Below are 25,385 nucleotides of genomic sequence, written 5' to 3' on the forward strand. Positions count from 1 at the left end.
CAAAGCGGACATGAAAGATCAGCCCTCGCCCTTACGCGAAACCGACGACGAGGCCCGTAGGCTCGCCCGCGTGCTGCTGCGCTCCGCACGGTACGCGGCAATTGCCGTTCTCGATCCCGACACTGGTTTTCCCTTTGCCAGCCGTGTCCTTCTCGCTACCGATGTCGACGGCGTGCCCGTTATCCTCGTTTCGAAGCTTTCAGCTCACACGAAAGCGCTAGTACGAGACCCGCGCGCCTCGTTGCTGACCGGTGAGCCGGGCAAAGGCGATCCGCTTGCCCATAGCCGGCTGACGACCCAATGCACGGCGGAGCCGATTGAGCATGGTCATCGGTTCCACGAGCGCATTCGCACGCGTTTTCTCGATCGCCATCCCAAGGCAAATCTCTATATCGATTTCCCCGATTTTCTCTTCTTCCGTCTCAAACCGGAGCAGGCGAGCCTCAACGCCGGCTTCGGCCGCGCCTACCATCTCGACGGCGGGGATCTCATCATCCAATCGCCGGCAATCGAAGAGATTGCCGCCAAAGCGGCCGAAACAGTGCGAGATTTAGTAGAGCGCCATCCCGATGTGGCGGAAACCCTTGCAGCGCGCTTAAAAGCCCCGAAATCGGCTTCTTGGCGCATCTGCGGCATCGATCCGGCGGGCTTTGAAATCATTTCCGGCGACTTTTTGCTGCGATACGAATTCGAAACGCCCGCTGTGGATTCCGATCACATTTGTTCAAACATATCTAAAATAGCATACTCGATACCTTAATTTTAGGTATATACAATCTTCGAGCCCAGTTGCTAATTTTGCCGCGGGCTCCGGCAGACAGCCCTTACCAGATAGATGATGTACGTTTCGCATTAGGAAGATAAGAATATGGAAACCCCTGATTTGGCTGACCACACGAATGTGGCGGCAGCACTATTGTCAGCCATGGCCAACCCCAAAAGATTGCTGATCCTGTGCAGCCTGGTGAAGGGCGAAGTCGCCGTCGGCGTACTTGCCACACAAGTCGGCCTCAGTCAGTCGGCGCTTTCACAGCACCTTTCGAAACTGCGCGCGCAGAAGCTTGTCAAGACCCGCCGCGACGCCCAGACCATCTACTATTCGAGCACATCCGAGCCTGTCATGAAGATCTTGGCGACGCTCGAAGACATCTACCTCGTTCCGAGCCGAAATAGATCCGCAGCCTGATGATAGCGCTGACATAACAGTCCGCCGGTGCCGCGCCGCATGGAAATACCCCTGGGAGCATCGGCAACGTATTTCAGCACCTAAACCTTAAAGACACGACCGGCAAATCACGCGATTTGCCGGTCGTTTTTTCGGATTCTGCGTGACCTTCGTCTGATGCCTGACATCAGCCCAACCCGCGACTTCTTGCCGGCGACGCAACATCGGATGCTGAACAGAAGGGAAGCGTTGGGACTTTTCTCGTTGACGCGTTGGGAAGCGCTGATAATTTGACCGGGCAGTAAAAATTCGGACGACAAACCCCTCGGGAACGGGCCGCCAACGGCCAGGAGAACAGCATGTCCAACCGCCTCAATGCACCGAATGATCTTCGTGCCTTCTGGATGCCCTTTACGGCCAATCGCCAGTTCAAGAAGGAGCCGCGGTTATTCGTCGGCGCCAAGGACATGTATTATACTACCCATGACGGTCGTCAGGTGTTGGACGGCACGGCTGGCCTCTGGTGCGTCAACGCCGGCCACTGCCGCCCGAAGATCACCGAAGCGATCCGCCAGCAGGCGGGCGAACTCGATTACGCGCCGGCTTTCCAGCTCGGCCATCCCAAGGCGTTCGAACTGGCGAACCGCCTGGTCGATATCGCTCCGGAAGGCATGAACCACGTCCTCTACACCAATTCCGGTTCCGAATCCGTCGAGACTGCCCTCAAAGTCGCGCTTGCCTATCACCGCGTGAAGGGTAACGGTTCGCGTTTCCGCCTGATCGGCCGCGAGCGCGGCTATCACGGCGTCAATTTCGGCGGCATCTCCGTCGGCGGCATCGTCGCCAACCGAAAGATGTTCGGCACGCTCCTGACCGGTGTCGATCACATGCCGCACACCCACCAGCCCGGCAAGAACAACTTCACCCGCGGCGAACCTGAGCATGGCGGCGACATCGCCACCGAACTCGAGCGCATCGTCACGCTGCATGATGCCTCCACCATCGCCGCCGTCATTGTCGAGCCGGTGGCCGGCTCCACGGGCGTCCTGATTCCGCCGAAGGGCTACCTGCAGAAGCTGCGCGAAATCTGCACCAAACACGGCATCCTTCTGATCTTCGACGAAGTCATCACCGGCTTCGGCCGTCTCGGCGCCCCCTTCGCCGCGCAATATTACGACGTCAAGCCCGACATGATCACCACCGCCAAGGGGCTGACCAACGGCGTCATTCCGATGGGCGCCGTCTTCGTCACCTCCGAGATCCATGACGCCTTCATGAACGGCCCGGAGCACATGATTGAGTTCTTCCACGGCTATACCTATTCCGGGAACCCGATCGCTTCCGCCGCAGCCCTCGCCACGCTCGACACCTACAAGGAAGAAGGTCTGCTCACCCGCGCCGCTGAGCTTTCCGATTATTGGGCCGATGCACTGCATTCGCTCAGGGACTGCCCCAACGTCATCGACATCAGGAACACCGGTCTGATCGGCGCAATCGAACTTGACCCGATCGCCGGCGAGCCGACGAAGCGCGCCTTCACCGCCTTCCTGAAGGCCTATGAGAGCGGGCTTCTGATCCGCACCACCGGTGACATCATCGCGCTCTCACCACCGCTGATCATCGAGAAGCAGCATATCGACGATCTCTTCGGCAAGCTGAGGACCATCCTTCAGAACAATATCTGAAGACACTCACGAAACTCGGTGCCAAAGACCCGCGATGGACAATGTTCTCGCGGGTCTTTTCGTGTGAAAATGCAGACCTCAGCTCACAGAGGCGACGGAGAGGCAGAGGGCGAACTTTTTCAGGAGCTGGCGATCGAAATGCCCCTCGGCACCGAACATCCATTTCAGTGCCTGGCTGGCACTCCACGGCGCCTTGTATGGCCGCACAGAGGTAATGGCGTCATAAACATCGCAGATCGTGGCCATCCGCGCGTGGAGGCTCACCTGGCTGGCGGGCAAGCTGCGCGGATAGCCCTTGCCGTCGATGCGTTCGTGATGATTGAGGCAAACGTCGAGAACGATGTCCGACATGCCCTCCTGCCGCGACAGGATCGCGTGCCCCTTCTCCGGATGGCCCCGAAGCAAGCCGATCTCATCCTTTTCCAGAGGCCCTGCCTTGTTCAGCACCTCAATTGGAACTTCAAGCTTACCGACATCGTGCAGCAAACCCGCAGTGCCGAGCATCTGAATCGTATGCTCGTCGAGTGCGAGATGGCGGCCGAAAAGGATCATCAGCGCGCTCACCGAAATGGAATGCAGGAAGGTTACCTCGTCCTTTGATTTCAGGCGCGTGACGCTCAGGAACACCGCAGGGTTCTCATCCATCGACTTGGAGACGGACGAGATCACCGGCGCCACGTGATCTATGCTGACTCCATCGCCGTTCCGCAGCTTTGCGAAAGCCTGTTCCAACAACGGCATGGATCTCTGGACGGTGTCGCGCGCGGCCTGAATGTCGATCTCGACGTCACGGCCCGGCAGGCCGTTGGTATCGAGCCCCTTGCTGGTATTGATGACGACGCCGGCAGTGCCGCATTTACGAATTTTTGCAGCATCAACTTCGCGTCGCAGGGAAAATCTGCGCTTGGACAAAAACGGATCCTGCCACAGGCCCTCGACAACCTCCACAAACATTCCGATACATACCTGACCGGCGTCGATACGCTTGAGCATCAGATCTCTGTTTCCCGATAGGTCTATCTAATTCTTTGTATAGTTCTCTTTTTCAATGCGGCGGTATTCGGGGTCTCCTAGATACTACTGCCCTTGGCCAAACTAACGGTTAATAGGAAAGCTAAAGACAACCTTATGGAGGTGATTTTGTCCGGAGGCAGGTCGTGACCATTCGCCGCCTCGCCTCTGAAAATCGAAGGAAATGATCGGTTCCGACTGAATTCTCGGCCGGATCGGCCGAAATTTCCTTCCATTTTGTAATGAACTTGCGCAATCTCATCAAAATTTCTAGAAATCTCGCCATGAGCCCTCACCGAGTCAAACATGGCCGGCGGGTTCGCTGATCGCACCGTTACCGGTCGTCCTTGGCACAGCCTCTGAAGGCTGTTGAATGATCGGGAAAGCCGGCGCGGCACATCATCGCGGGTCGACGACCCCATCCAAGGAGACAGACAATGACCCTCAAGACATTGACGGCGACCCTCGTCGCGTCACTCGCCTTTGCGCCGCTTGCGCATGCCGATATCACCATCGGTCTGATCGCGCCATTGACCGGTCCTGTCGCCGCCTATGGCGATCAGGTGAAGAACGGCGCTCAGACTGCTGTCGATGAAATCAACAAGAAGGGCGGCATTCTCGGTGAGAAAGTCGTGTTGGAGCTGGCCGATGATGCCGGCGAACCGAAGCAGGGCGTTTCCGCGGCCAACAAGCTTGTCGGCGACGGCATCCGCTTCGTCGTCGGCCCGGTGACATCGGGCGTAGCGATCCCCGTGTCGGACGTTTTGGCTGAAAACGGCGTGCTGATGGTCACCCCGACCGCGACAGCTCCCGACCTCACAAAGCGCGGCCTCGCCAACGTGCTGCGCACCTGCGGTCGCGACGATCAGCAGGCCGAAGTCGCCGCCAAATACGTGCTGAAGAATTTCAAGGACAAACGCATTGCCATCGTCAACGACAAGGGCGCCTACGGCAAGGGTCTTGCCGACGCCTTCAAGGCGACGCTGAATGCCGGCGGCGTCACCGAAGTCGTCAATGACGCAATCACACCAGGCGACAAGGATTTCAGCGCCCTCACCACCCGCATCAAGGCCGAAAAGGTCGACATCGTCTATTTTGGCGGCTACCACCCGGAAGGCGGCCTGCTCGCCCGCCAGCTGCACGATCTCTCCGCCAACGCGATGATCATCGGCGGCGACGGCCTCTCCAATACGGAATTCTGGGCGATCGGAACCGATGCGGCGGGAGGCACGCTGTTCACCAACGCTTCCGACGCCACCAAGAACCCGGACTCAAAGGCTGCCGCCGAAGCGCTTACCGCTAAGAACATTCCGGCCGAGGCGTTTACGCTCAATGCCTACGCCGCGGTCGAAGTCCTGAAAGCCGGTATCGAAAAGGCCGGCAGCGCTGAGGATGCGGAAGCCGTCGCGGCTGCACTGAAGGGCGGCATGGAGGTTCCGACCGCCATCGGCAAGCTCACCTACGGCGAGACCGGCGACCTGACCTCGCAGAGCTTCTCGCTCTATAAGTGGGAAGGCGGGAAGATCGTCGCTGCGGAATAATCCCAGATTTGCAGATTGCGACCGGGCGCTATAAGCGCCCGGTTTCGTTTGTGGCATCGCATGTCGCGGCAGATCGGTTATAAGTTCCGGAATCGGTTTGCAATGTGAGCGGTGCCATGACCAACAGACTCGAACGTCTCATCGACCAGGGTGTGGGCCGTATCCCCGCCGACATCGTGCTGAAGGGCGGCAGCTTCTTCGATCTCGTCACCGGCGAAATCGTCCGCTCCGACATCGCCATCGGCGCTGACCGCATTGTTGGCACTGCGGGCGATTATGCGGGCGAGACCGAGGTCGATATATCTGGCAGAATAGTCGTTCCCGGCTTTATCGACACGCATCTGCACATCGAATCCTCGCTGGTGACGCCGCATGAATTCGACCGCTGCGTCCTGCCCTATGGCGTCACGACCGCTATCTGCGATCCGCATGAGATCGCTAATGTGCTCGGCGCCGAGGGCATCGAATTCTTCCTTAAATCCGCGCTGGAGACGATCATGGACATTCGCGTCCAGCTCTCCTCCTGCGTGCCGGCCACGCATCTCGAAACTGCGGGCGCTGACCTGCCGATCGGAAGCCTGCTGCCCTTCCGCGACCATCCCAAGGTGATCGGCCTTGCCGAATTCATGAATTTCCCCGGCGTGATCCACAAGGATCCCGTCTGCATGGCTAAGCTCGACGCCTTCCAGGGCGGCCATATCGATGGCCACGCGCCGCTTCTCTCCGGCAACGACCTCAACGGCTATCTCGCGGCCGGCATCCGCACCGAGCATGAGTGCACGAGCGCCGCCGAGGCGCTGGAAAAGATTCGCAAGGGCATGCACATCCTGGTGCGCGAGGGCTCGGTCTCCAAAGACCTCGCCGCGCTGATCCCCATCATCACCGAGCGGCTTTCACCCTACCTCGCGCTCTGCACCGACGACCGCAATCCGCTCGATATTGCCGAACAGGGCCATCTCGATCATATGATCCGCACGGCGATCGCGAGCGGCGTCGAGCCGCTCGCGATCTACCGCGCCGCCTCGATCTCTGCCGCACAGGCCTTCGGCCTTAGAGACCGCGGCCTGGTGGCCCCGGGCTGGCGCGCCGATCTCGTGGTTCTCGACAGCCTGCAAAGCTGCCGTGCAGAGATGGTTTTTTGCGCCGGCCGCCGCGTCACCGACGAGCTTTTTGCCACGCGCAAACCGGTCGCCCCGATCGGCCTCGACAGCGTCAAGGCCCGGCGGGTCAATGCCGCCCATTTTGGAGTACCGGTCACCGAGGGCGAAACATCGGTCATCGGCGTCATGCCGGGCAAGATCATCACCGAGCATCGCCGCTACCGCCTGCCGGCCAAGGGCAACGAGGCGACGGTCGATCTAACCAACGACATCATCAAGGTCGCCGTCATCGAGCGCCACGGCAAGAACGGCAATCATGCCAATGGCTTCGTCCAGGGCTTCGGCCTGAAGAAGGGTGCGATCGCCTCCACCGTCGGCCATGACAGCCACAATATCTGCGTCGTCGGGGTCGATGAGGACGACATGGCGCTCGCCGCAAATCGCCTCGGAGAGATCAAGGGCGGCTTCGTCGTTGTTGAGGATGGCAAGATCACCGGCGAAATCGCGCTACCCGTCGCCGGCCTGATGAGCATCGAGCCTTACGAGACAGTGCGCGACACGCTGCACCATCTGCGCCAGGCCGCCTTGGCACTCGGCGCCACGCTGGAAGAGCCCTTCCTCCAACTGGCCTTCCTGCCGCTGCCCGTCATCCCGCATCTGAAGATTTCCGACCGTGGCATGGTCGACGTGGACAAGTTCGCGCTGATCGGGTGAGTAGCGCCGGGTTGGGAGTGCTTACTGCCAAGCCTCCGGCAATTCACCCTCAACAGGTTTCGCAACGGGCACCTTCCCGAGCAGCTTCGAGAGGCCGCCAACCCGCGCACAAAATCCGTCCAGCGCCGCAACCGCCACCGTCCCGGCACCGTCCACAGCCTCGTAGCCCGGCATGGCCAAGGGCTCTCCGAATACCATGCCGTCAGGCAGGCGGAATTCCGCCGGTTTGCGCGTCAGGTTGAAAACGAACAGCAGTTTCTCTCCGTCCTTGTCGCGGGTGAAGGCGAGCAGGTCCTGATTTGTGCCGATGAAGGTCATCTCGCCGTCAACAAGCGCAGGGTGGCTCTTCCGGAAGGCGAGCATCCGGCGGTAGTGGTGCAGCACCGAGTTGTCGCTGTCCTCCTGTGTATCCACGGAAAGCGCCGCCTGCTCGTAAGGCACCGGCAGCCAGCTCTTCTCGGCCAAGGTGAAGCCCGCATGCGCCTTTCCGGCTTCCCAGGGCATCGGCGTGCGGCATCCGTCGCGGCCCTTGAAGGCCGGCCAGAAGCGGATGCCGTAGGGATCGCGCAGATCCTCGAAGGCAAGCTCCGCCTCCGGCAATCCGAGCTCCTCGCCTTGATAAAGGCAAATCGAACCGCGCAGCGCCGCAAGTACGGAGATCGCGAGCTTGGCGATAACAGGCCGCTCCTCCTCCGTCAGCGCGAACCGGCTGACATGGCGCATGACGTCATGATTGGAGAAAGCCCAGCAGACCCAACCGTCGGTCACCGATTTCTGGAAGGCTTCGACGCAGCCGCGGATATGCGCGGCGGTGAAATCAGGCCCCAGCAGATCGAAGGTGTAGCACATGTGCAGCTTGTCGTCGCCACTCGTATAGGCGGCCACCGTCTTCAGCGAGCGAGCGCCGTCGCCGACTTCGCCGACGGTCGTGCGATCTTCATAGCGGTCGAGCAGCGCCCGAAAGCGTTTGAGAAAGCTGATATTTTCCGGCTGCGTCTTGTCGTAGAGGTGGTTCTGCATGCCGTAAGGGTTGGTGTCGGGCGCATCGAGGCCCCCGTCACTGGTATCGGGCTCATGCGGCGGATTGCTTCGGAGCTGCTTATCGCAGAAATAATAGTTGACCGTGTCCAGCCGGAAGCCGTCGACGCCGCGGTCGAGCCAGAACTTCACCGTCTGTAGCACCGCCTCCTGCACTTCTTCGCTGTGGAAATTGAGGTCAGGCTGCGAAGTCAGGAAATTGTGTTGGTAATATTGCCGGCGCACGCCGTCCCATTCCCAGCCCGGGCCGCCGAAGATCGACAGCCAGTTGTTCGGCGCCGTCCCATCGGGCTTCGGATCGGCCCAGACATACCAGTCCGCCTTCGGATTGCTCCGGCTCGCCCGGCTCTCGACGAACCAGGGATGTCGGTCGGAGGTGTGCGAGATCACCTGGTCGATGATCACTTTGATGCCGAGCCTGTGCGCCTCGGCCATCATCTCGTCGAAATCGGCGAGCGTGCCGAAGATCGGGTCGACGTCGCAATAATCGGAAACGTCGTAACCCATGTCGGCCATCGGAGACTTGAAGAAGGGCGAAAGCCAGATCGCATCGACACCGAGGCTGGCGATATGCGGCAGCCGGCGGGTGATCCCCTTGAGATCGCCGAGCCCATCGCTGTTGGTGTCCTGAAACGAGCGCGGGTAGACCTGATAGATCACCGCTCCGCGCCACCAGTCCGCATTCCCGCCTGCCTGCAATGCCATCGGCTACGTCTCCCGCCTTGTTCGCGCTCGCCACACTAAAGCGGACGAAACAAAAGACAACCATGTGAAGCCGTTATGAATGGAGCCGAAATCGCCGCGACGCTTCGTCGCGATCCCGCAAGAGGGAGACGTATATAGGCTTGTCCACAACCGCAAACCAGCCTCCGGATTTGGGGTTGCAACGCAAAGCCTTTGCGATAAGGTGCGCACTGACCTGCACGTAAGAGGTCGAAAACCGGGAACAGATGTCTAATAAAGGCGCAAAGCCTAGAAAGGTGGACCCACGATGAACAAGTTCACGAAAAAATTTCTCGCCTCCGCAATGCTTGGCACATTGCTGGCGTTTTCGGCGCACGCGGCGACGCTCAACATCCACAATGGTGGCGATCCGCAGTCGCTCGATCCGCAGAAACTTTCCGGCGACTGGGAGAATCGTATTGCCGGCGACATTTTCGAAGGCCTCGTCACCGAAGACGCCAAGGACAATCCGGTCCCTGGCCAGGCCGAAAGCTGGACCATTTCGCCTGACGGCAAGGTCTACACCTTCAAGCTCCGCGACGGCATCAAGTGGTCCGATGGCCAGCCGGTAACGGCAGGAGACTTCGTCTTCGCCTTCCAGCGCCTAGTCGATCCGAAGAACGCCGCCGACTACGCCTATTTGCAGTTCACCATCAAGAACGCCGAAAAGATCAATAAGGGCGAGATCACCGATCTCAGCCAGCTTGGCGTCAAGGCGATCGACGACAAGACGCTCGAAATCACCCTGGAAAATCCGACTCCCTATTTCCTCAATGCGCTGATGCACTACACGGCCTATCCGCTGCCGAAGCATGTCGTCGAGGCGAAGGGCCAGGATTGGGTTAAGATCGGCAACATCGTCACCAACGGCCCATATAAGCCGGTCGAATGGGTTCCCGGCTCGCACGTCACAACAGTCAAGAACGACCAGTGGTACGGCACCAAGGACCTGAAGATAGACGGCGCCAAGTTCTTCGTGCTTGAAGACCAGGAAGCGGCGCTGAAACGCTACCGCGCCGGCGAATTCGACATCCTCACCGATTTTCCCACAGACCAGTACGAATGGATGAAGAAGAACCTGCCGGGCCAGGCGCATGTCGCCCCCTTCTCCGGCCTCTATTATTACGTCGTCAACTCGCAGAAGCCTCCTTTCAGCGACAAGCGCGTCCGCCAGGCTCTCTCCATGGCGATCAACCGCGAAGTGATCGGCCCGCAGATCCTCGGCACGGGCGAGCTTCCGGCCTATTCCTGGGTTCCGCCAGGCACTGCCAATTACGGCGAGCCGGCCTATGTCAGCTGGAAGGACCTGCCTTACAAGGACAAGGTCGCCGAGGCCAAGAAGCTGCTTGCCGACGCCGGATTTGGCCCAGATAAGCCGCTCCACGCGGTCCTCAGCTACAATACCAATGACAACCACAAGCGCATCGCCGTCGCGATCGCTTCGATGTGGAAGCCGCTGGGCGTCGATGTCGAGCTCGTCAACGCCGAAACCAAGGTGCATTACGACCAGATGCAGCGCGGCCAGGTGGAAATCGGCCGTGCGGGCTGGCTTGCCGATTACAACGACCCGGACAATTTCCTGAACCTCCTGGTGACGGGCGTGCAGATGAATTACGGCCGCTGGTCCAATCCTGAATATGACAAGCTGATCAAGGACGGCAATGCTCAGACGGACCTCACCAAGCGCGCCGAAATCTTCAAGAAGGCCGAGCAACTGGCGCTTGATGAATCCGCCGCCCTACCGATCTACTATTACGTCTCGAAGAATGTCGTTTCGCCAAAGATCGAAGGCTTCGTCGACAACATCCAGGACATCCACCGCACGCGCTGGCTGTCGATGAAAGAGTAAGGGAAAACGGTCCTTCCCGCACACTGCGGGAAGGACCGGCCCACGACCATGATCAAATACGCTCTCCGTCGCCTGCTGTCGACGATCCCCGTCATGTGGATCGCCGTGACAGCCTCGTTTTTCGTCCTGCGCCTTGCTCCCGGCGGCCCCTTCGATGGCGAAAGGCCATTGCCGCCGGTCATCCTCAAGAATCTTGCGGCCCACTACAATCTCGACAAGCCGCTGATCCAGCAATACCTGCTCTACGTCGGAGATCTGCTCAAGGGCGATCTCGGCCCCTCGTTCTCCAGTGAGGATTTCAGCGTCGCTCAGCAGATCATGATCGGTCTGCCCTATACCTTCACGATCGGCACGGCTGCTTTCCTGCTCGCCATCCTCGTCGGCGTGACCGTCGGCTGTCTCGGGGCGCTTTATCAGAACAAGACGCCGGACTACATTCTCGGTAGCCTGATCCTGATCGGCGTCGTGCTGCCGAACTTCCTGATCGCGCCGATTCTGCAATTGATCTTCGGCATCCATCTTGCCTGGTTTCCGGTCGGCGGCTGGGGTGACGGCTCGCTCAAATTCCTTGTCCTGCCGATCGTCGTTCTGGCCCTGCCCCATGCCGGGCGCATCTCGCGCATAACCCGCGGCTCGATGATCGAAGTGATGAACCAGAACTTCATCCGCACCGCCAAGGCCAAGGGCATCGGCCCGCGGCTGACAGTGATGCGCCACGCGCTGAAGCCCGCCATGATGCCGGTCGTCTCCTATCTCGGACCGGCGGCAAGCTACCTTCTCACCGGCTCGCTGGTTGTCGAGAGCATCTTCGGATTGCCCGGCATCGGCCGCTACTTCGTCAATGCGGCGTTGAACCGCGACTACGGCATGGTTCTCGGGACGGTCATCTTCTACATGGTGCTGATCGTGTTCCTGAACCTTCTCGTCGATATCGCCTATGCGTGGCTCGATCCGAAAGTGAGAAACCGATGATCCTCAATCCCGCAAAACGCGAGCTGCTCGCAGAGGAGCTTCTGCAGGCCGAAGGCCTGGCGCCCGAAGGCCGTTCGCTCACCAGGGATGCGCTTCGCCGCCTCGGGCGCAACAAGGCGGCCGTTCTGTCGATCGCCGTCCTCGGGCTCCTGATCCTCGCCGCCTTCCTCGGTCCCTGGTTCATTCCGTTCAACTACGAGGACCCGGATTGGGCCGCGTTCCGCATCCCGCCCTCGATCGAGACCGGCCATTATTTCGGCACCGACCCGAACGGCCGCGACCTTCTCGCCCGCGTGCTCTACGGCACCCGCGTCTCGCTGGCCGTGGCGCTGACGGCGACTGTCGTCTCGGTCGTCATCGGCGTACTCTATGGCGCGATATCGGGCTATATCGGCGGGAGGCTAGATGCAATCATGATGCGCTTCGTCGACATAATGTACGCGCTTCCCTACATCCTCTTCGTCATCCTGCTGATGGTGATCTTCGGCCGCAACGTCTATCTGCTCTTTGCCGCGATCGGCGCGCTGGAATGGCTGACAATGGCCCGCATCGTGCGCGGCCAGACGCTGTCGATCAAGCATCGCGAATTCATCGAAGCGGCCCGCGCATCCGGGCAGCGGCCGTTCAAGATCATCGTCAAGCACATCATCCCGAACCTCGTCGGGCCGGTGGTTATTTTTGCGGCGCTGACAGTGCCTGAGATCATCGCCACGGAAAGCTTCCTTTCCTATCTCGGCTTCGGCGTGCAGGAACCGCTGACCTCGCTCGGCACGCTGATCGCGGAAGGGACCGATGCGATGGAAAGCATGCCCTGGCTGCTGATCTTCCCGGCAAGCTTCCTCGTCGCCCTGCTGCTCAGCCTGCTCTTCATCGGAGACGGCCTGCGCGACGCGTTCGACCCGAAGGATCGATAGAATGCTCCAAGAAAAAGACATCCTCCTCGAACTCAAGGATTACTCGATCACCTTCGCAACGCCCGACGGCGAAGTGAAGGCGGTCTCCAACATGAACCTCACGGTGCGGCGCGGCGAGCGCATCGCCATCGTCGGCGAGTCCGGCTCCGGCAAGAGCCAGACCTTCCTCGGCATCATGGGCCTGCTTGCCAAGAACGGCAAGACGGCGGGACAGGCGCTGCTCGAAGGCAAGGACGTGCTGTCGCTGAAACCGCGCGAGCTCGACCAGATCCGCGGCAAGGACATGGCCATGGTCTTCCAGGACCCGATGACCGCGCTGAACCCGTCGCTGAAGATTTCGCGGCAGCTGACGGAACAGTTGGAGGTTCACCGCGGCCTGACGTCACGCGCCGCTTCGGACGCTGCCCTCGACATGCTGAAACGCGTCGGCATCCCCGACCCGACGCGGCGCTTCCACCTCTATCCGCACGAACTGTCAGGCGGCATGCGTCAGCGCATCGTCATCGCCATGGCGCTGCTCACCAAGCCGAAGCTCCTGATCGCCGACGAGCCGACGACGGCGCTCGACGTGACCATCCAGGCGCAGATCCTCGACCTTTTCAACGATCTGACGGCGGAGATGAACACGGCGCTTATCATGATCACCCACGATCTTGGCGTCGTTGCCGGTCTCGCCGACCGCGTCGCCGTCATGTATGCCGGCCGCATCGTCGAGGAGGCGCCGGTCGACGAACTCTTCGATAGTCCCGCCCATCCTTATACGGCCGCGCTGCATGCCTCGATCCCGCGCCCGGACCAGGATGTCGATGATCTCGTCGTCATCCCCGGCCGCCCGCCGAATCTGCAGCACCTGCCGAAGGGCTGCAATTTTTCGCCGCGCTGTTCGCAGGTCCAGGATGATTGCATCGACCGTCCGCCTTCCCTCGAACCGTTGGCGCCGCGCCACTGTGCGGCCTGTTACCATCCGTTTCCGCGCCGTGAGGAGTTGCTGAACCATGGCTGATCGATCGCTGCTCAGGGTCGAAAACCTCACCACCCAGTTCGAACTGCCGGCGAAAGGCCTCTTCAAGCCGCCGGTCTTCCTCACCGCCGTCAACAATGTAAGCTTCGATCTCGCCGAAGGCCGCACGCTCGGTGTTGTCGGCGAATCCGGCTGCGGCAAATCCACACTCGGCCGGTCCATTCTGCGGCTCTTGAAATCGCAGAAGGGCCGCATCCTCTGGCAGGGCCGCAATCTTCTCGACCTCACGGAGGAGGAAATGCGTGCCGCTCGCCGCGACATGCAGATCATCTTCCAGGATCCGATCGCCTCGCTCGACCCGCGCATGACGGTTGGAGACATCATCGCCGAACCGCTCACTGTCTTCGAACCGAAGCTTTCGAAGGCCGAGCGTACCCAGCGCGTGCGCGAAATCATGGGCGCCGTCGGCCTGGTGCCGGAGATGATCAACCGCTATCCGCACGAATTCTCCGGCGGCCAGGCGCAACGCATCGGCATTGCGCGTGCGATCATCACCAAACCGAAGCTCATTGTCTGTGACGAGCCCGTTTCGGCCCTCGACGTTTCAATCCAGGGCCAGGTCATCACGCTTCTGCGCAGGCTGCGTAGGGAGTTCGGCCTGACGCTGATCTTCATCAGCCACGACCTCTCGGTCGTGCGCCTGATCTCCGATGATGTGCTGGTACTCTATCTCGGCCGCGTGGTGGAATCAGGCGACTGCGCCACTGTCTTCGATCATCCCGCTCACCCCTATACACAAGCGCTGTTTTCCGCCGCACCGATCCCGGATCCGAAGCTTGCGCGCCTGCGCACCCGCATCCGCCTGCAGGGCGATCCGCCCTCGCCGCTCAACCCGCCGAAAGGCTGCGTCTTCTCTCCCCGCTGCTGGAAGGCGACCGACATCTGCCGCACGGAAATGCCGCCGACCGAAGAGGTTCGTCCCGGTCAGAAGGCGGCCTGCTATCATATGGACCGGCCGTAGGTGGAGGCCGCATGAAGCGGCCTTCGCTCTTAAGACTTGTCACGTCCCCTTTGCGGTGAATCGGCCAAAACACACATGCGTCGGAATCAATAATCTCCGATAACAAAGATTTAGATGCGCGCATGTTATCCCTGCCTCCGCCCAATCATGGGCTTGGGGAACGCAATATGAAATCGAAACTATCAGGATTGATCGCGCTTGCCGCTGCGATCATCGCCACCTCCGCCGTATCGTCACATGCCGAAGATCTGAAATTCCAGCTCACCAACGGGACCAAGTCCGTCCTGACACGCTTCTACAGTTCGCCGACAGGCGTCAACAGCTGGGAAGAAGACGTGTTCGGCGAGGATGTCCTCAATCCAGGCGAGACCGTGAACATCACCATCGCCGACGGCCGTACCGTCTGCAAATACGACATGCGCTTCGAATTCGACGAAGACTCGGACCTCGACACCACCGAAGACACGCAGGATCTTTGCGCGCTCGGCAGCTACACCATCCACGAATAAACACCTTTCGCGCTCGCCGCCTTCGCTTGCCCGCGAAGGCGGCTTTCGGTTCCTTGTCGCAATGGCGCGCGCAATATCGACGCTTGTCACTCCGCCCGGCTCCGCGTATCAGCGGATGAAGCGTTAATTCGAAGCGATAGAGCGGCCTGTTGCATCAGCGGCGCTCCGATGCCGGGAGGACAAGGTGAACGGAAGACGGTTTCTGTCGATCGGTGAATGCATGGTGGAGCTCTCGCAGGCCGGCGACGGCCTGCTGCGCAAGGGTTTTGCCGGCGATACCTTCAATACCGCATGGTATGCCCGCGCTTGCCTCGGCCCCGATTGGTCGGTCGATTATTTCACCGCGCTCGGAGACGACGCCATGTCGGACGAAATGGCTGCCTTTATCGCCGGAGCGGGTATCGGCACGAACCTCATTCGCCGCATCAAGGGCAAGACGCCTGGCCTCTACATGATCAATCTGAAGAACGGCGAACGCTCCTTCAGCTATTGGCGCGACAGTTCGGCTGCCCGCAGCCTGGCTGCCGATCCGGATCATCTGCGCGAGGCAGTGGAAAGCGCTGACGTCGTTTACTTCTCCGGCATCACCCTTGCCATCCTGCCGCAGGAGGATGCCGCAACGCTGCTCGCCGAAATCCGCCGCGCCAAGGCAGCCGGCAAGCTCGTGGTTTTCGACCCCAACATCCGTCCACGCCTCTGGTCGAGCTACGACGTGATGCATGCGACGATTAGCGAAGGCGCCCGCTCCTCCGTGCTCGTCATGCCGAGCTTTGACGACGAGGCCGCCCATTTCGGCGACGATTCCATCGAGGCGACCATCCATCGCTACCGCGCGCTGGGCGCTCTCGATGTCGTGGTCAAAAATGGCGCAGACGGCGTTACCTTGAATTTCGGCGGCGAGGAGACCTTCGTGCCGGCCGAAAAGGTCGAGAAGGTCGTCGACACCACCAGCGCCGGCGACAGTTTCAATGGTGCCTTTCTCGCACGATATCTCGAGAGTCAAGACGCGCCGGCCGCTGCGCGCTTCGCCGCAGGCGTTGCGGCTCGCGTCGTCAGTGAGCATGGGGCGTTGATTGCAAGAGAGAAGCTCGGGTTGAGCGGCGCCTGAAGCCCGCGCATGACGACCGTACATATGCCATGCGCGGGCGCTCCCCGCCTTGTCGGCATGCCTCCCCCTTAAGGGATGAAAATCAGGACTTCGTCGGCCGATCTGTCTCGCGAACCGCCTCGTCATGATACCAGCAGCTATCGAGCGCGGCGTCGCAGACATCAGCCGCCTCGCGCTCCATCAGCCTGGCGCGTTCGAACCGGCTTGCGGCCCGCGTCGGCTTGACGGGAAACTGGTAGATCGTCGCGGATTCACGATGGAAACCGGTGGGCATGAGACTCGCCTCCATTCCGTTCGGCGCATCGACATCAGGACCGCGACCATAGCATGATGCACATCCTTTATGCAAATTGCACAAAATAAATGCATGATCTAACTAATGATTGATCCATATGCTGTCTATGGCTGAAGCTTCCGCCTATTTGTTCAACACTTCACCGTTTCAGACTAACGCCCAATTTTTCATCCGGTTCCGAGGCAGAAAACCTCTCTATCCTCCTGATGAATCAATCTTCGATCGTCCAAACGGGCTTCCTTCGAGAAAGGAAAAGCGCGGATTGACTGGCTGATTTACAATTTTTCCTTCGCCCGCGATCAAACTGGCACGCTACGTGCTTCAATAGGTGCATCCCCTGGCGGTCGGATGCGTTTGCGCGCCCAGATCGTCTCCGGGTTTGCTCACCTTCGTCGTATTGAGAGAGTCACGATGACAAAATATAAGCTCGAGTATATTTGGCTCGATGGGTACACCCCGGTACCGAACCTGCGTGGCAAGACGCAGATCAAGGAATTCGACGCCTTCCCGACGCTGGAACAGCTTCCGCTCTGGGGCTTTGACGGATCGTCGACGATGCAGGCCGAAGGCCGCAGCTCCGATTGCGTGCTGAAGCCCGTCGCCATCTATCCCGACCCGGCCCGCACCAACGGCGTTCTCGTCATGTGCGAAGTCATGATGCCCGATGGCGTCACGCCGCACCCGAGCAACGCCCGTGCCACCATCCTCGACGACGAAGATGCCTGGTTCGGCTTCGAGCAGGAATATTTCTTCTACCAGAACGGCCGCCCGCTCGGCTTCCCCGAGCAGGGCTATCCGGCTCCGCAGGGCCCCTACTACACCGGCGTCGGCTATTCGAATGTCGGCGACGTCGCCCGTGAAATCGTCGAAGAGCATCTCGATCTCTGCCTCGCTGCGGGCATCAACCACGAAGGCATCAACGCCGAAGTGGCCAAGGGCCAGTGGGAATTCCAGATTTTCGGCAAGGGCTCGAAGAAGGCTGCCGACCAGATCTGGATGGCACGCTACCTGCTGCAGCGTCTGACCGAAAAATACGGCATCGACATCGAGTATCACTGCAAGCCGCTCGGGGACACCGACTGGAATGGCTCGGGCATGCATTGCAACTTCTCGACTAAGTACATGCGCGAAGTCGGCGGCAAAGCCTACTTCGAAGCGCTGATGGCGCAGTTCGAAAAGAACCTGATGGACCACATCAACGTTTACGGTCCTGACAACGACAAGCGCCTGACCGGCAAGCACGAGACGGCTCCGTGGAACAAGTTCTCCTACGGCGTTGCCGATCGTGGCGCTTCGATCCGCGTGCCGCACTCCTTCATCAAGAACGACTACAAGGGCTATCTGGAAGATCGCCGCCCGAACTCGCAGGGCTGCCCCTACCAGATCGCTTCCCAGGTTCTGAAGACGATTTCGGAAGTTCCGCTCGCCGGTTCGGCTTCCGCTGCCGCCTAACCTCCCAAGCGGCGCCGGTCCTCGACCGGCGCCGTGATTCTTTCTGCCTGAAATGATGATCGGCCGCTGACATATTCGCGCCGATTGGACCGCTAAACGCCTGAAAAGACTGGCAAGCGACTGTAATATTTCCATCATGGTCATGCCTCAAAATAGGCAAGCGGGAATCGCCGTTCCGGAACCCCGCATTGGGGTTGAGCGTTGACAGATCACTGCAACGCGGATGGAAATCGCGATATGCTGCAACATCCGGCAAACACTTACAGCGGCGAGAGCTGGGCCAATGCCACCTCGGCCGGCAAACTGCCGGAACGGCTGGTGATCGTCACCGATGCTTGGCATCCGCAGGTCAACGGCGTGGTGCGCTCGATCGAGAACACCAATCGCGAACTGGCAAAGATGGGCGTCGAGGTTGGGATGGTGACGCCGGAGCGTTTCAACAGCATCCCCTGCCCCACCTATCCCGAGATCCGTCTGTCGATCGCCAGTTATCGCCGCATTGCCCGCGAGATCGCAAAACACAATCCCTCCTACGTGCACATCGCCACCGAAGGGCCGCTCGGGCTCACTGCCCGCCGCTGGTGCCTGAAGAACCGCATGCCGTTTTCGACGAGCTACCACACCCGCTTCCCGGAATATGTCGCGGCCCGCCTGCCGATCCCGAAGAGCTGGCTCTATTCCTTCATCCGCTGGTTCCACAATGGCGGCGCCGGCTGCATGGTGGCGACACCGAGCCTTGCGCGTGAACTGTCGGAAAAAGGCATCCGCAATCTCATGCCCTGGAGCCGCGGCATCGATGCCGCGCAGTTCCGCCCTATGGCGCTCGAGGAAAAGCCGTTCGGCCTGGCGCGCCCGGTCTTCATGACCGTCGGCCGCGTGGCATTAGAAAAGAATCTGCCGGCCTTCCTTGAGCTCGATCTGCCGGGCTCGAAGGTCGTCGTCGGCGATGGGCCGGCGCGCGCCGAGCTCGAAAAGCAATATCCCGATGTTTTCTTCGCCGGCGTGAAGTTCGGCGACGAGCTGGCGCAAGCCTATGCCCAGGCCGACGTCTTCGTCTTCCCCTCGCTCACCGACACCTTCGGCAACACCATCCTCGAAGCGTTGGCCTCGGGCGTGCCGGTCGCCGCCTACCCGGTGACCGGCCCTCTCGACATCATCGGTGAAGACAGCGAAGTCGGCGCGCTCGACACGGACCTGCGCGCCGCCTGCCTTGCTGCCCTCTCGGCTTCGCGCGAGAAGGCGCATGCGCTCGCCATGCAATATTCCTGGGAAGCGGCGACGCAGCAGTTCATTAACAACATTCGCGCCGCCAACGGCGTGATCACGCCGAAATGGAAGAAGGCGTGGCAATTTGCCAAGTCGCTTCCAAGAAGCAGAAAGCCCGGCGAAAACGCCGGGCCTCTCCCTTCTGGAGATTGATCGTTCCCTTTTGTGCAGGCCTAGAAGCGTATCGTTCGCGACCACAATCGTGCTGCGGACGGCCGGCGTTAGGGTCGCGCTGTGAGGCGAGAACGGCCAGAGCGTCGGCAGCCTCTGCGAAAAGCTCTTCCTGGAATCACACTCCCGGACCCCATTGCTCGAACGCCTGGAAAGGCGCCAGCTACATCAGGCGCGAGGATGACCAACGCGTGGTCGTGCTTCGGCCGACGGGGGAAGGCAAGCACCTACAAGAAAAAACCATCATCACCGACTGCATCGCCGCCGAGATCGGCCGTGATGCAGTCGATTTCAGCGGGCTGCTATCCGAGATCTTAGCGCTGAGCGAAGCGCTGAATAGAAGCGTGGCTTAGCACCTGCAGATGGCTGCCGCATGGCGCAGGCCTAATGGGCCGCCAATCATTGCAAGCGCGCCCTACGTCCGTCTCTTCTTCGACTCGTACGGATTATCAGGCGAACGGAAATGGATGCGGATCGGCACGCTCGGCATGTCGAAATCGGCGCGTAACCCGTTGATCAGGTAGCGCGTATAGGATTCCGGCAGCGCGTCCGAGCGGGTGCAGGAAATCATGAAGGCCGGCGGACGGGCCTTGACCTGTGTCATGTATTTCAGCTTGATGCGGCGGCCGGAAACAGCCGGTGGCGGATGCTGGATCTGCTGCGTCTCCAGCCAGCGATTGAGCCGCGCCGTCGAAATACGCTTGTTCCAGACCCTGTCCGTATCAATGATCGACTGCATCAGCTTGTCGAGTCCCCAGCCGGTCTGGCCGGAGATCGGCACGGCGCGAATGCCGCGCGCCTGCGGCAGCAACCGGTCGGTCTTTTCGCGGAGATCCGCAAGCACCGCCTGGCGGTCCTCGATCATGTCCCATTTGTTGAAGGCAAGCACGGCCGCGCGGCCCTCACGCAGCACCAGGTCGACAATCTGCAGGTCCTGCTTCTCGAACGGGATTGTCGCATCGAAAACGATGACGACGGTTTCGGCAAAACGGATGGCGCGCAGCGCATCGGCGACAGAAAGTTTTTCCAGCTTCTCCGTCACCCGCGCCTTGCGGCGCATGCCTGCGGTGTCGAACATCTTGATGGTGCGGCCGCGCCAGTCCCATTCGACCGAGATGGAATCGCGGGTGATGCCTGCTTCCGGGCCGGTCAAAAGCCGATCCTCGCCGAGAAAGCGATTGATCAGCGTCGATTTGCCCGCATTTGGCCGGCCGACGATTGCCACTCGCAGCGGCTTGGTCTCGTCATAAGCTGGCTCTTCGTCCTCGTCCTCACCCTCATCAGCCGAGTGGGGAATATCGACGTCCGTGACGGCAACATCCTCCTTGGCATAGGCCCTGTCCTTGCCAATCGCCTCGACGATCGCGTCGCGCAGATCCAGCATGCCTTGCCCGTGCTCGGCCGAAATCGGCGTCGGCTCGCCCAGCCCCAGCGTATAGGCGTCATAGAAGCCGCTATCGGAGCCGCGCGCTTCGGATTTGTTGGCGACGAGCACGACCGGCTTGCCGCGCCGGCGCAGCATTTCGGCAAGCGCGGTATCCACAGGCGTCAGCCCGTTCTTGGCGTCGACGACGAAAAGCGATAGATCGGCCTCGTCGATCGCCGCTTCGGTCTGAGCGCGCATGCGGCCCTGCAGGCTCTCCTCGTCGGCTTCTTCCAGACCGGCCGTGTCAATAATCGTAAAGGTAAGCCCCATCAGCCGCGCATCACCCGGCCGGCGGTCGCGCGTCACGCCGGGTGTATCATCGACGAGCGCAAGCTTCTTGCCCACCAGACGGTTGAAAAGCGTCGACTTGCCGACATTCGGACGACCGACGATGGCGACCGTGAAACTCATTCTTTTTCCTTAAAACTTAGCCCTGCGCGGCGGGCGCCTTGCCGGACGCGGTAATGAGATCAAGCATCATCTGAGCGCGATTGGCAACAGGGCGCGGGCTGCCGGTATCGTCGATAATCGACTGGAACCATTGCCGCGCTTGCGCCATGTTGCCGGCCTTGTAGGCGGCTAGACCGAGTGCTTCGCGCGCCGAATGGCGGAAAGCGTTACTCGGCACGGCCATTTCTTCGATCGCGGCCGAAACCTGCTCATAGGAACCGTTCTCGATCAGCAGCCAGCCCGCACGCATTTTGGCGACATCGCGCACGGCAGCCGGCACTCCGTTGTCTTTGCCGATCTCGTTGAAGGCGGCGATTGCAGCAGCAGCATCGCCCTTCTGCGCCTGGACGGTCGCGGCCCGCATACGCGCCAGCACCGGATAGGCGCCATGGCCTTCCTTTTCCAGCTTTTCAAGCGCGGCCAGCGCCTCGTCGTTCTTGTTCTCGTCGGCAAGCTTCATCGCCGCCAAAAACTGGTCGCCGGCGCCGGAGGAGCGGGTATCATCCCAATATTCGTAGAGAACCTTGCCGGCGGTGCCGGCGACGATCAGGAAGGCGACGACAATAATATAGCGGCCGAACCGGCGCCAGGCGCCCTTCATCTGGTCGGACCGCAATTCCTCATTGACCTCACGGATGAAGCTGTCGTCGTTAAATGCCATTCTCGTCTCCGGCCGCGGAAATACCCATAACTTTGCGCAAAATGCGCATTGCCGGCCTTCTACTCCATTTTGCCGCCGTTGTAAGGGGGATGTGAAAGATTCGTCACGTAGCGAGCGGTGAAACGCCGATCAGCCATTCGTGCAGCTTCCAGATGATCAGCGCCCAGACGAGGATACCGATGACGGCAGCATAGAGGTCGTACTTGGCCGAGACGAAGGGCCGAAGCGTGATTTCGCCCGCCCGCTCGCGGCGCTTGAGCGAAATGCGCACGATCACGCCCCAGGCAAGAAACGCCCCAAACAGCAGGACCGACGACGTCTCGCCATTGGCGAGCAGATGCGCCAGCGCCCAGATCTTCACCGACAGCACCATCGGATGTTTGGTCTTGGTAGCTATATGCCCCGCCGGCAGCAGCGAGGCGACGAGACAGATCATCGCGATCAGCATCAGCGTGATGGCGATATGCGCCGTCCACACTGGCGGATTGTAAAGCATGCCGGTCACCTGCCGCGCCTGGCCGAAACCGTAGATCAGGAGGATCAGCGTGAGAATGCTCGCGATCGAATACCCGGCCCGCCAACCCTTCTCGCCGAGGCTTGCGATCATCGAGCGGCGCAGGCCAGGAGCCACCACCCGCACCAGATGCACACCGAGAAAAAGTATGATGCCGATGATAAGCAGTACCATTGCGGTCCCTTCCGTGCAGTTTGACATTGCTTAGCGGCTGGCGGGAAAAAATGCCAGTTGTGACCGCAGCTTCGCCACAATTCTATCGGAGGGAACCCGCGAACAAATTGTCGCGGTGCCCATGTCTCGTCCTCTCCTCGCCACCTGTCTGGTCGCCTCTCTCGTTCTTCCCGCGGCGGCAAAGGCGGCCGACCGGCCGAAGCAGCTCGTCATCATCTCCTTCGACGGCGCCCACGACAACGCGCTCTGGCTGAAGAGCCGCGAGATGGCGGCGAAGAACGGCGCCCACTTCACCTATTTCCTTTCCTGCACCTTCCTGATGAACGACGCGGCGAAAAGGGCCTACCAGGCGCCGCACCAGAAACGCGGAAAATCCAATGTCGGTTTTGCCCAGAGTGACGACGAGATCCGCGAGCGCCTCGGCAATATCTGGCATGCACATCTTGAAGGGCACGACATAGCAAGCCATGCCTGCGGCCATTTTGACGGCCGCCTCTGGAGTGCAGCCGACTGGTCAGCCGAATACGCGACCTTCCATGCTACGTTGAAAAATGCCTGGAAGAGCGTCGGCCTCGAAGAACCCGCCGGCTGGCAGGATCTGGTCGACCATGGCATCAAAGGCTTTCGCGCCCCCTATCTCTCGGCGACGGCGGGCGCCGACATGATCGCCGCCGAAAAGAAGGCGGGCTTCACCTATGACGCAAGCCTCGTGACCAAAGGCCCGGCGATGCCTGTCGAGGAAGACGGCATCCTCCGCTTCGGCCTCCCCCTGATTCCCGAAGGCCCCAGCGAAAAGCCGGTCATCGGCATGGACTACAACCTCTTCGTTCGCCATTCCAAGGGTCAGGAGGACAGCGCGGATACGAAGGCATTCGAGGACCGCGCCTACGCCGCCTTCTCCCAGGTTTTCGACCGCCAGTATAACGGCGACCGCATCCCCCTCCAGCTCGGCTTCCATTTCGTCGAAATGAACGGCGGCGCCTACTGGCGCGCGCTTGACCGCCTGGTCAGCGACGTCTGCCATCGGGCGGATGTGGCTTGCGTCAGTTATTCCGAAGCGATTCCGATGATCGAGGCGCGCGGGAAGCTGGAGCGGACGTCGGGGCTGTGACGGGCGCCTTTTGAGAACGACCGGGGCTGCCGTGTAGCCCCCTCATCCGCCCTAACGGGCACCTTCTCGCCGCTGGGGAGAAGGGGGTATCGAGATGTCGCCGGATATGTTTTCAAGCAATGGATAATCACGAGGGGCTGCCTCGAGTCCCTTCTCCCCGCCGGGGAGAAGGTGCCGGCAGGCGGATGAGGGGGCCGCACACGCCGACGTTTCGATCAGGGGCAGGCTCTACCCATCAACCATCCGCATGCACGACACCCGCCTCGCGTTCCAGATAGTGCCGATCGATGGCCGGCAACGGCTCGTCGTCGATGGCCGCCTCGAATGCCTTGAGGCGCTTGTGAATGGAGAGCAGCTCGATGATCGTCGTCCAAGAATTGACCAGATACTGGAACGAGTTGCTGACTTGGCCGAAGGCCGTCGAGATCTGCTGGAAGATACCGTAAGTGATCGTCCCGGCCACGATCGTCGGCACCAGCATGAAGATCACGAAGAGCGCGTCCGCCTGAATGTAGAAATAGCGGGCGACATTGAAATACATGTAGTGGAAATACATGCGGAAATAGTTGCGCCGTACGTTGTTGAAAAGCTCCCTCACCGTCAGCGGCTGCGCCCGGTCCGCATGATCCTCGCCGTAGACGAGTTCCTTGCGATAGGCGGCTTCGACGCGCTGATTGCGGAAGTTCAGGCCCGGCAGCTTGATACCGGCGACCGCCAGAAGCAACGTGCCGAATGCCGACCAGAAGAGCGCCAACCAGAAGAGCGAATTCGCCAGCGGTCCGATGACCGGTAGTTCGGTCACATAATGCGACAGCGCCAGAAGGATCGGAAGGAAGACCACAAGCGTCATCACCGAATTGATGAGGCTGATGCCGAGACCTTCGAGCGTACTCGAAAAACGCATAGTGTCTTCCTGCACGCGCTGTGAAGCGCCTTCGATGTGACGCAGCTTTTCCCACTTCGACATATAGAAATCGTTCATCGCGGCGCGCCAGCGGAAGATGTAGTGGCTCGTGAAGAAGTCGGTCATGATCGACACGAACATGCTCAGGAACGCGATCTGACAGAAGACCCACATCAGGCTGTAGAAATTATCCACTGAAATGCCCGGCTGCTTCGACAAGGCGTTCTGCAGAAGATCGCCGAACGGCCGGCGCCAATTGTTGATCACGACCGTGATCTGCACGCCGAAATAGGTCACGAAAATGATGAGCGCCGAACCCCAGATCGACCACAGCTTCCAGGGATGATTGCGCGCTATCAGATGCCAGGCGCCGCAGAAGATCAGCGCTGAGAGAAAGAAATAGCTGTAGAACCAGACATTTTCGGGCAGCAAGAAGAAGGAAAGATCGATCGGCTGCTGCTCTTCGGGAACCGGCGCAAAGCCAAGCGACGCGCCGAGACCGGCCGCGAAGAAATACCAGCCCAATATTGAAATCAGCGTCCAGACGACAAGCGAAATGAAGAAAGGTTTCGGCTGGGGAAAGAAGGAATGAAACACGGGGGGCTTTGCTTTCCTGAACTGTGAGTCTCGGGAGTGTCGGAACACTTTGT

23 protein-coding genes are annotated in these 25,385 nt (G+C 60.4%); 16 read left to right on the forward strand and 7 right to left on the reverse strand.

Going from position 1 to position 25,385, the window contains the following annotated elements:
* Window positions 1-10 precede the first annotated feature (10 nt).
* The 3 genes from ACQ7C1_RS19745 (at window position 11) to ACQ7C1_RS19755 (ending at window position 2,850) form a co-directional block, all read left to right on the forward strand.
* Window positions 11-760 (forward strand): HugZ family protein, encoded by a 750-nt coding sequence (locus ACQ7C1_RS19745; RefSeq protein ID WP_430959517.1) that lies wholly within the window; start codon window positions 11-13, stop codon window positions 758-760.
* A gap of 108 nt (window positions 761-868) precedes the next feature.
* Entirely contained in the window at window positions 869-1,186 is a 318-nt protein-coding gene (locus tag ACQ7C1_RS19750; protein WP_085778959.1) for an ArsR/SmtB family transcription factor, read from the forward strand.
* Window positions 1,187-1,524: 338 nt separating this feature from the next.
* Complete coding sequence (locus tag ACQ7C1_RS19755; RefSeq protein WP_430959518.1) at window positions 1,525-2,850, forward strand: aspartate aminotransferase family protein; 1,326 nt, start codon at window positions 1,525-1,527, stop codon at window positions 2,848-2,850.
* Window positions 2,851-2,928: 78 nt separating this feature from the next.
* Here the strand turns inward: ACQ7C1_RS19755 and ACQ7C1_RS19760 are convergent, their stop codons facing one another.
* A complete protein-coding gene (locus tag ACQ7C1_RS19760; protein WP_430959519.1) occupies window positions 2,929-3,843 on the reverse strand; it encodes an HD-GYP domain-containing protein in 915 nt (304 codons plus the stop codon).
* Window positions 3,844-4,298: 455 nt separating this feature from the next.
* Here ACQ7C1_RS19760 and ACQ7C1_RS19765 point away from each other — a divergent pair, with 455 nt between their 5' ends.
* A complete protein-coding gene (locus ACQ7C1_RS19765; RefSeq protein WP_085778963.1) occupies window positions 4,299-5,402 on the forward strand; it encodes a branched-chain amino acid ABC transporter substrate-binding protein in 1,104 nt (367 codons plus the stop codon).
* 116 nt (window positions 5,403-5,518) lie between these two features.
* On the forward strand, window positions 5,519-7,216 hold the full coding sequence (ade, locus tag ACQ7C1_RS19770) for an adenine deaminase (protein WP_430959520.1): 1,698 nt from the start codon (window positions 5,519-5,521) through the stop codon (window positions 7,214-7,216).
* A 21-nt stretch (window positions 7,217-7,237) separates the two neighbouring features.
* Here the strand turns inward: ade and ACQ7C1_RS19775 are convergent, their stop codons facing one another.
* The gene (locus ACQ7C1_RS19775; RefSeq protein ID WP_430959521.1) at window positions 7,238-8,959 is read right to left on the reverse strand and encodes an alpha-glucosidase; all 1,722 of its coding nucleotides are present in this window, start codon (window positions 8,957-8,959) and stop codon (window positions 7,238-7,240) included.
* Between the two features lie 286 nt (window positions 8,960-9,245).
* Here ACQ7C1_RS19775 and ACQ7C1_RS19780 point away from each other — a divergent pair, with 286 nt between their 5' ends.
* The 7 genes from ACQ7C1_RS19780 to ACQ7C1_RS19810 all read left to right on the forward strand — a co-directional run bounded on the left by ACQ7C1_RS19780 (window position 9,246) and on the right by ACQ7C1_RS19810 (window position 16,311).
* The gene (locus ACQ7C1_RS19780; protein ID WP_430959522.1) at window positions 9,246-10,826 is read left to right on the forward strand and encodes a peptide ABC transporter substrate-binding protein; all 1,581 of its coding nucleotides are present in this window, start codon (window positions 9,246-9,248) and stop codon (window positions 10,824-10,826) included.
* 48 nt (window positions 10,827-10,874) lie between these two features.
* Complete coding sequence (locus ACQ7C1_RS19785) at window positions 10,875-11,798, forward strand: ABC transporter permease subunit (protein ID WP_183704661.1); 924 nt, start codon at window positions 10,875-10,877, stop codon at window positions 11,796-11,798.
* Window positions 11,795-12,712 (forward strand): ABC transporter permease, encoded by a 918-nt coding sequence (locus ACQ7C1_RS19790; protein WP_085778968.1) that lies wholly within the window; start codon window positions 11,795-11,797, stop codon window positions 12,710-12,712. Before ACQ7C1_RS19785 ends, ACQ7C1_RS19790 begins: the two co-directional genes overlap by 4 nt.
* A gap of 1 nt (window position 12,713) precedes the next feature.
* Window positions 12,714-13,715 carry an ABC transporter ATP-binding protein gene (locus ACQ7C1_RS19795; protein ID WP_430959523.1) on the forward strand — a complete coding sequence of 334 codons (1,002 nt, stop codon included), beginning with the start codon at window positions 12,714-12,716 and terminating at the stop codon, window positions 13,713-13,715.
* A complete protein-coding gene (locus ACQ7C1_RS19800) occupies window positions 13,708-14,694 on the forward strand; it encodes an ABC transporter ATP-binding protein (RefSeq protein WP_183704657.1) in 987 nt (328 codons plus the stop codon). Before ACQ7C1_RS19795 ends, ACQ7C1_RS19800 begins: the two co-directional genes overlap by 8 nt.
* Before the next feature lie 167 nt (window positions 14,695-14,861).
* Window positions 14,862-15,203: a hypothetical protein gene (locus ACQ7C1_RS19805; RefSeq protein ID WP_011426337.1), complete on the forward strand. Its 342-nt coding sequence runs from the start codon at window positions 14,862-14,864 to the stop codon at window positions 15,201-15,203.
* Window positions 15,204-15,387: 184 nt separating this feature from the next.
* Window positions 15,388-16,311: a sugar kinase gene (locus tag ACQ7C1_RS19810; RefSeq protein ID WP_430959524.1), complete on the forward strand. Its 924-nt coding sequence runs from the start codon at window positions 15,388-15,390 to the stop codon at window positions 16,309-16,311.
* 82 nt (window positions 16,312-16,393) lie between these two features.
* Here ACQ7C1_RS19810 and gstI read toward each other — a convergent pair whose 3' ends face one another.
* Complete coding sequence (gstI, locus tag ACQ7C1_RS19815; RefSeq protein WP_097597128.1) at window positions 16,394-16,585, reverse strand: glutamine synthetase translation inhibitor GstI; 192 nt, start codon at window positions 16,583-16,585, stop codon at window positions 16,394-16,396.
* Between the two features lie 432 nt (window positions 16,586-17,017).
* On the opposite strand from gstI, the gene ACQ7C1_RS19820 reads away from it, so the two are divergent.
* The 3 genes from ACQ7C1_RS19820 (at window position 17,018) to ACQ7C1_RS19830 (ending at window position 19,848) form a co-directional block, all read left to right on the forward strand.
* The gene (locus ACQ7C1_RS19820; protein WP_011426340.1) at window positions 17,018-18,058 is read left to right on the forward strand and encodes a glutamine synthetase beta-grasp domain-containing protein; all 1,041 of its coding nucleotides are present in this window, start codon (window positions 17,018-17,020) and stop codon (window positions 18,056-18,058) included.
* 237 nt (window positions 18,059-18,295) lie between these two features.
* Window positions 18,296-19,477: a glycosyltransferase family 4 protein gene (locus ACQ7C1_RS19825; protein WP_430959525.1), complete on the forward strand. Its 1,182-nt coding sequence runs from the start codon at window positions 18,296-18,298 to the stop codon at window positions 19,475-19,477.
* A gap of 209 nt (window positions 19,478-19,686) precedes the next feature.
* Window positions 19,687-19,848 carry a hypothetical protein gene (locus ACQ7C1_RS19830; RefSeq protein ID WP_183704651.1) on the forward strand — a complete coding sequence of 54 codons (162 nt, stop codon included), beginning with the start codon at window positions 19,687-19,689 and terminating at the stop codon, window positions 19,846-19,848.
* A 62-nt stretch (window positions 19,849-19,910) separates the two neighbouring features.
* On the opposite strand, the gene der is transcribed toward ACQ7C1_RS19830, so the two are convergent.
* The 3 genes from der to ACQ7C1_RS19845 all read right to left on the reverse strand — a co-directional run bounded on the left by der (window position 19,911) and on the right by ACQ7C1_RS19845 (window position 22,720).
* Window positions 19,911-21,332 carry a ribosome biogenesis GTPase Der gene (gene der, locus ACQ7C1_RS19835; RefSeq protein WP_064804199.1) on the reverse strand — a complete coding sequence of 474 codons (1,422 nt, stop codon included), beginning with the start codon at window positions 21,330-21,332 and terminating at the stop codon, window positions 19,911-19,913.
* Between the two features lie 16 nt (window positions 21,333-21,348).
* Window positions 21,349-22,032 (reverse strand): tetratricopeptide repeat protein, encoded by a 684-nt coding sequence (locus tag ACQ7C1_RS19840; RefSeq protein WP_430959526.1) that lies wholly within the window; start codon window positions 22,030-22,032, stop codon window positions 21,349-21,351.
* A gap of 103 nt (window positions 22,033-22,135) precedes the next feature.
* On the reverse strand, window positions 22,136-22,720 hold the full coding sequence (locus ACQ7C1_RS19845) for an NnrU family protein (RefSeq protein ID WP_430959527.1): 585 nt from the start codon (window positions 22,718-22,720) through the stop codon (window positions 22,136-22,138).
* A gap of 121 nt (window positions 22,721-22,841) precedes the next feature.
* Between ACQ7C1_RS19845 and ACQ7C1_RS19850 the strand changes: the two genes are divergently transcribed.
* Complete coding sequence (locus ACQ7C1_RS19850) at window positions 22,842-23,831, forward strand: polysaccharide deacetylase (protein WP_430959528.1); 990 nt, start codon at window positions 22,842-22,844, stop codon at window positions 23,829-23,831.
* Window positions 23,832-24,066: 235 nt separating this feature from the next.
* Here the strand turns inward: ACQ7C1_RS19850 and sbmA are convergent, their stop codons facing one another.
* Entirely contained in the window at window positions 24,067-25,332 is a 1,266-nt protein-coding gene (gene sbmA / locus ACQ7C1_RS19855) for a peptide antibiotic transporter SbmA (protein WP_085778978.1), read from the reverse strand.
* Window positions 25,333-25,385 lie beyond the last annotated feature (53 nt).

Origin of the sequence: Rhizobium sp. Nf11,1 (genome assembly GCF_050587665.1) — a bacterium.
In the GTDB taxonomy this organism is placed as follows: domain Bacteria; phylum Pseudomonadota; class Alphaproteobacteria; order Rhizobiales; family Rhizobiaceae; genus Rhizobium.